The 4,899-nt window shown below is 70.2% G+C and carries 5 protein-coding genes; 1 reads left to right on the forward strand and 4 read right to left on the reverse strand.

Features of this window, described 5'->3' with window-relative positions; genetic code table 11:
* The 4 genes from ACNPM4_RS04475 to ACNPM4_RS04490 all read right to left on the reverse strand — a co-directional run.
* The coding region (locus ACNPM4_RS04475; RefSeq protein WP_448984835.1) for a TadE family type IV pilus minor pilin at positions 1 to 346 on the reverse strand (346 nt) is incomplete at its 3' end.
* Positions 346 to 543, reverse strand: a complete 198-nt coding sequence (locus ACNPM4_RS04480) for a DUF4244 domain-containing protein (RefSeq protein ID WP_029261056.1) — start codon at positions 541 to 543, stop codon at positions 346 to 348. The genes ACNPM4_RS04475 and ACNPM4_RS04480, both read right to left, overlap by 1 nt.
* 69 nt (positions 544 to 612) lie before the next feature.
* Entirely contained in the window at positions 613 to 1,515 is a 903-nt protein-coding gene (locus tag ACNPM4_RS04485; RefSeq protein ID WP_448984836.1) for a type II secretion system F family protein, read from the reverse strand.
* Entirely contained in the window at positions 1,509 to 2,516 is a 1,008-nt protein-coding gene (locus tag ACNPM4_RS04490; RefSeq protein WP_029261054.1) for a TadA family conjugal transfer-associated ATPase, read from the reverse strand. Before ACNPM4_RS04490 ends, ACNPM4_RS04485 begins: the two co-directional genes overlap by 7 nt.
* A gap of 400 nt (positions 2,517 to 2,916) precedes the next feature.
* Between ACNPM4_RS04490 and acs the strand changes: the two genes are divergently transcribed.
* Positions 2,917 to 4,884 carry an acetate--CoA ligase gene (gene acs / locus ACNPM4_RS04495; protein WP_029261053.1) on the forward strand — a complete coding sequence of 656 codons (1,968 nt, stop codon included), beginning with the start codon at positions 2,917 to 2,919 and terminating at the stop codon, positions 4,882 to 4,884.
* The last annotated feature ends 15 nt before the right edge of the window (positions 4,885 to 4,899 follow it).

The raw sequence follows: 4,899 nt of genomic DNA on the forward strand, positions 1-4,899 counted from the left end.
CGCAGCTCGACGCCCGGAGGGGCAGCCGCACCAGCGCGCCGATCGAGGCCTCGAAGGTTGCCGTGACGCACACGAGGTCACCCGAGTGCGAAGACGAGATCCCTGCGCCGGGGACGGCCGTGCCCACCACGCGCTGGGCGGCGTCCGCCCCCTCGCCGCGGCCGAGGAGACGGGCCGCATCCGCCGATGCGTCCTGCAGCGCCACCTGGCGCGATGCCGCGCCGAGCGCGCCCGCACCGAGCAGGAGCGCCAGCACCACGGCGGGCAGCCCGAGAGCGAGTTCTGCGGCGACGGAGCCTCGCTCCCCCGCCCCGGCGCGACCGGCGCCGCTCCTCCGGGGGCGCATCACGACACGGTGAGGGCTCGCCGGACGAGATCGGTCAGGATGCCGCGAACCTCGTCGGATCGCATGATGACGACCAGGAGCCCTGCGAACGCCACGGCGGCCATCGTGGTGATCGCGTATTCGGCCGTGGCCGCGCCGGTGTCGTCGCCGAACAGCGCAGCCGCGCGGCGCCGGTCGAGTCGGGGAATGCGGATCATGATGTACCTCTTTCTCTGTGATGCCTTCGCATCGGTTGGTCGGTCTCAGCGGGTCGCTCGGCACGTCGCTCACAGGGGCAGCGGTGTCGAGGCCAGGACGCTGAGCAGCATCGGCGCCACACCGAGCAGGAGGAACGCAGGCAGGGTGCACACACCGAGCGGGATGAGCAGTCGTGTCGAGAGCTTCGCCGCACGCAGGCGGCCGTGCACCCGCGCGGCATGCCGATCCTGCGCTGCGGACGCTCGAAGGAGCTCCACCGCGGGCACGCCGGCTGCTCGGGACAGCTCGAGCACGGATCGGATGCCCTCCTCGGTCCCCCCTCCGGCCGAGCTCTCGGCGACCAGACGGAGGGCGCGGTCGATGGAGGCGCCCCCGGCGAGCGCGACGGCCACCAGTTCGGCTCGCATCCCGGGCGTGCCCGGCTCGGGCGCAGCGCGGCGGCGCAGCCGCCGCGTCCACAGCCGAGCTGCGAGCACGAGGAGAAGGCCCGTGACCACGCAGGCGGCACCGAGCGGATTGCCGACGATGACGCCGACGGTGTCGAAGCCGAGCGCGAACCCGAGAAGAAGTCCCGCGAGCGGCATCCACAGCAGCAGGCGCGCTGTTCCCGCGGGCTCGGCGAGTGCGATGCGCACATCGTCGGCGGCGGACGCGGCGTCGCGCAGAGATTCGGCGATGATCCGGAGCACCTCGGCAAGCGGGGCACCGACCGTGGTGGCGATCTCCCATGCGGCCGCGAGGTCGACCCAGGCCCCACCCTCGGCCTCGATGGCGTCGAGCAGGGGAACGCCTCCCTCCACCCGCTCGGTCACGGCCAGCGCATGCGGGTCGCCGATGTCGGCGAGGTGCCGCCAGGCGACGACCGGCACCGCTCCCGCCTGCAGCAAGACGGCCAGGGTCTGCACCGAGGTCGCGGCATCGCTCGCCCCCGTCTCACTCGCAGGGGGCGCAGGGCGTCGTCGGATCACCACGGCGTGACCTCCTCGATGTCCAACCGGTCGCCCGCCATCACGAGTCGTCCGGCCTGCCGGATCCGACGGACGCCCCCGGGAGCACGGTCGAGATGCAGCACCACCGTGAACGCACTCACCGCCTGCCGCGCGAGGGCGACTGCATCCATCCCGGCCAGCGCACCGAGGGCCTCGAGCCGGGCCGGCACATCGCGGAGCCCGCTGGCGTGCATCGTGCCGGCGCCGCCGTCGTGTCCGGTGTTGAGCGCGGTGAGCAGCTCTCGGACCTCTTCCCCGCGGCATTCGCCCACCACCAGACGGTCCGGCCGCATCCGCAGTGACTCGCGCACCAGCCGAGCCAGCGTGATCCCTCCCGCTCCCTCGACATTCGCCTGACGCGCCTCGAGGGCGACGTGATGCGGGTGGCGCGGACGGAGCTCTGCGACATCTTCGATCGTGACGATGCGCTCGGTCGCCGGGACCTCGGAGAGCAGCGCGGACAGGAGCGTCGTCTTGCCCGTTCCTGTGCCGCCGGTGATGAGGATGTTGGCCCGTTCGGCCACCAGCCCGAGGAGCCAGGCCTGCTGACGTGCGCCGAAGGAGCCGAGCGCAGCGAGCGCCTCGAGGTCGGCCGCCCGCACCCGAGGGATGCGGATCGAGAGCGCGGTGCCCATCGTGGACACCGGAGCGAGGACGGCATGCACGCGGATGCCGGAATCGAGACGGACGTCGACGCACGGAGCCTGGTCGTCGAGATGGCGCCCGCCGAGACCGACGAGGGCGACGGCGAGGTCGCGGACCTCCCGCTCCGACGCCCGCCATCCGCTCACCGGATCCGCGCCGCTGCCCCGGTCGACGAACAGACCCGCCGGGCCGTTGACGAAGACATCGGTGACGGCGTCGTCGATGTGGGCGATGAGCGGACCGAAGGCGGGGTCGAGGCGCAGCGGCTCGGGAGCGGCATCCATCGCGCCCGTCACCGGTGCCGCACCACGGGGCTGGATGACGAAGGAATCGGGCATACCGCGAAGGTAGGCGGCCGGGACGGCGCGAGCGATCGGATACGCCACCGCGGCTCAGGCGCTGTGCAGAAGAGTCGCAGTCGCCGACCGGTGCAGGAGACGGACGGGGTCGGGGCGCCGAGAACGGGAGCGCTCCCAACGGAATGGGCGGCATCTCACGGGGGGAATGAGATGCCGCCCACGGCGATGCACGATTGGGGGAATCGGGCATGCCAAGGCCGGAATGAGATTTCGGCTGTCGTCGAGTGTACGCAAGGCAACCGTCCTGACAAAACCGGTGCGACTACCGACTTTCGGCAGTATGCGATGTGTGGCCCCGCGGATAGATTCACCCTGACCGCGCCGTCCACCCCCACGGCCAGGTTCGAACGACCCGAATGCCGCAAAGGAGCGCCTGCCGATGAGCAGCCAGATCGACCACCTTCTCGACGAGACCCGGCGGTTCGCACCGTCGGAGGAATTCGTCGCCCAGACCATCTCATCGCCCGAACTCTACGAGCGCGCCGCTGCCGATCGCGAGGCGTTCTGGGGCGAGCAGTCCCGCGACCTGGTGCACTGGCACAAGCCGTTCACGCAGGTTCTCGACTGGACGAACCCGCCGTTCGCGAAGTGGTTCGACGACGGCGAGCTGAACGTGGCGTACAACTGCCTCGACCGGCACGTCGAAGAGGGCAACGGCGACCGGGTCGCTCTGCACTGGGAGGGTGAGCCCGGGGATTCCCGACGCATCACTTACGCCGAGCTGACCGCAGAGGTCAAGCGGGTCGCCAACGTCCTCGAAGGGCTCGGCATCGGCCAGGGCGACCGCGTCGCGATCTATCTGCCCATGATCCCCGAGGCGATCGCCTCGATGCTCGCCGTCGCCCGCGTCGGTGCGATCCACTCCGTGGTGTTCGGCGGATTCAGCGCCGACAGCCTCCGCTCACGCATCGACGACGCCGGAGCGAAGCTCGTCATCACCGCTGACGGCGGCTACCGCAAGGGCCGGGTGTCCGCTTTGAAGCCGGCGGTGGATCAGGCGCTCGCCGACCGTGGCGAGGGCGAGCAGCAGACCGTCGAGCACGTCCTGGTCGTCCGGCGCGGCGAGAACGAGGTGGACTGGGTCGAGGGACGCGACCTGTGGTGGCACGACGTGGTTCCCGCGGCGTCCGCCGAGCACACGGCCCAGGCCTTCCCCGCGGAGAACCCGCTGTTCATCCTCTACACGTCGGGCACCACCGGGAAGCCCAAGGGCATCCTGCACACCTCGGGCGGTTACCTCACGCAGGTCGCGTACTCGCACAAGTATGTGTTCGACCTGCATCCGGAGACCGACGTCTTCTGGTGCACGGCCGACATCGGATGGATCACCGGACACAGCTACGTCACCTACGGTCCGCTCGCGAACGGCGCGACCCAGGTGCTCTACGAAGGCACGCCGGACGCTCCACACCCCGGCCGCTGGTGGGAGATCATCGAGAAGTACAAGGTCTCGATCTTCTACACCGCGCCGACGGCGATCCGTTCGTTCATGAAGATCGGCCGCAGCGTGCCGAAGAAGTTCGACCTGTCGTCGCTGCGACTGCTCGGTTCGGTGGGTGAGCCCATCAACCCCGAGGCGTGGATGTGGTACCGCGAGGTCATCGGCGCCGGCAAGACGCCGATCGTCGACACGTGGTGGCAGACCGAGACCGGAGCGATCATGGTCTCGGCCCTCCCCGGCGTCACCGAGACCAAGCCCGGATCCGCGCAGGTTCCGCTTCCGGGGATCTCGATCGATGTCGTCGACGAGCAGGGTGTCGAGGTCGGCAACGGCAACGGCGGACTCCTCGTGATCACCGAGCCCTGGCCGAGCATGCTGCGCGGCATCTGGGGCGACCCGGAGCGCTACCGCGAGACGTACTGGGAGAAGTTCGAGGACCAGGGCTACTACTTCGCGGGTGATGGAGCCCGACTCGACGAGGACGGCGACCTGTGGCTGCTCGGCCGCGTCGACGACGTCATGAACGTCTCGGGGCACCGTCTCTCCACCGCCGAGATCGAGTCGTCGCTGGTCGCGCACGAGGCGACGGCTGAAGCCGCCGTGGTCGGCGCATCGGACGAGACGACCGGACAGGCGGTGGTGGCCTTCGTCATCATCAAGGAGAGCTACCTCGCCGAGCATGAGCCCGCGGGCCTCGCCCAGCTGCTGCGCCTGTGGGTCGGAGAGCAGATCGGGGCGATCGCCCGCCCGCGCGACGTGTACATCGTGGGCGAGCTGCCGAAGACCCGCTCCGGCAAGATCATGCGACGTCTCCTGCGTGACGTCGCCGAAGGCCGCGAGGTCGGGGACACGACGACGCTGGCCGACACCGCGGTGATGAGCATCATCTCGGCGCAGGTCAAGTAGGACTCCCCCTAGACG

It is taken from the genome of Microbacterium umsixpiens, assembly GCF_053543675.1.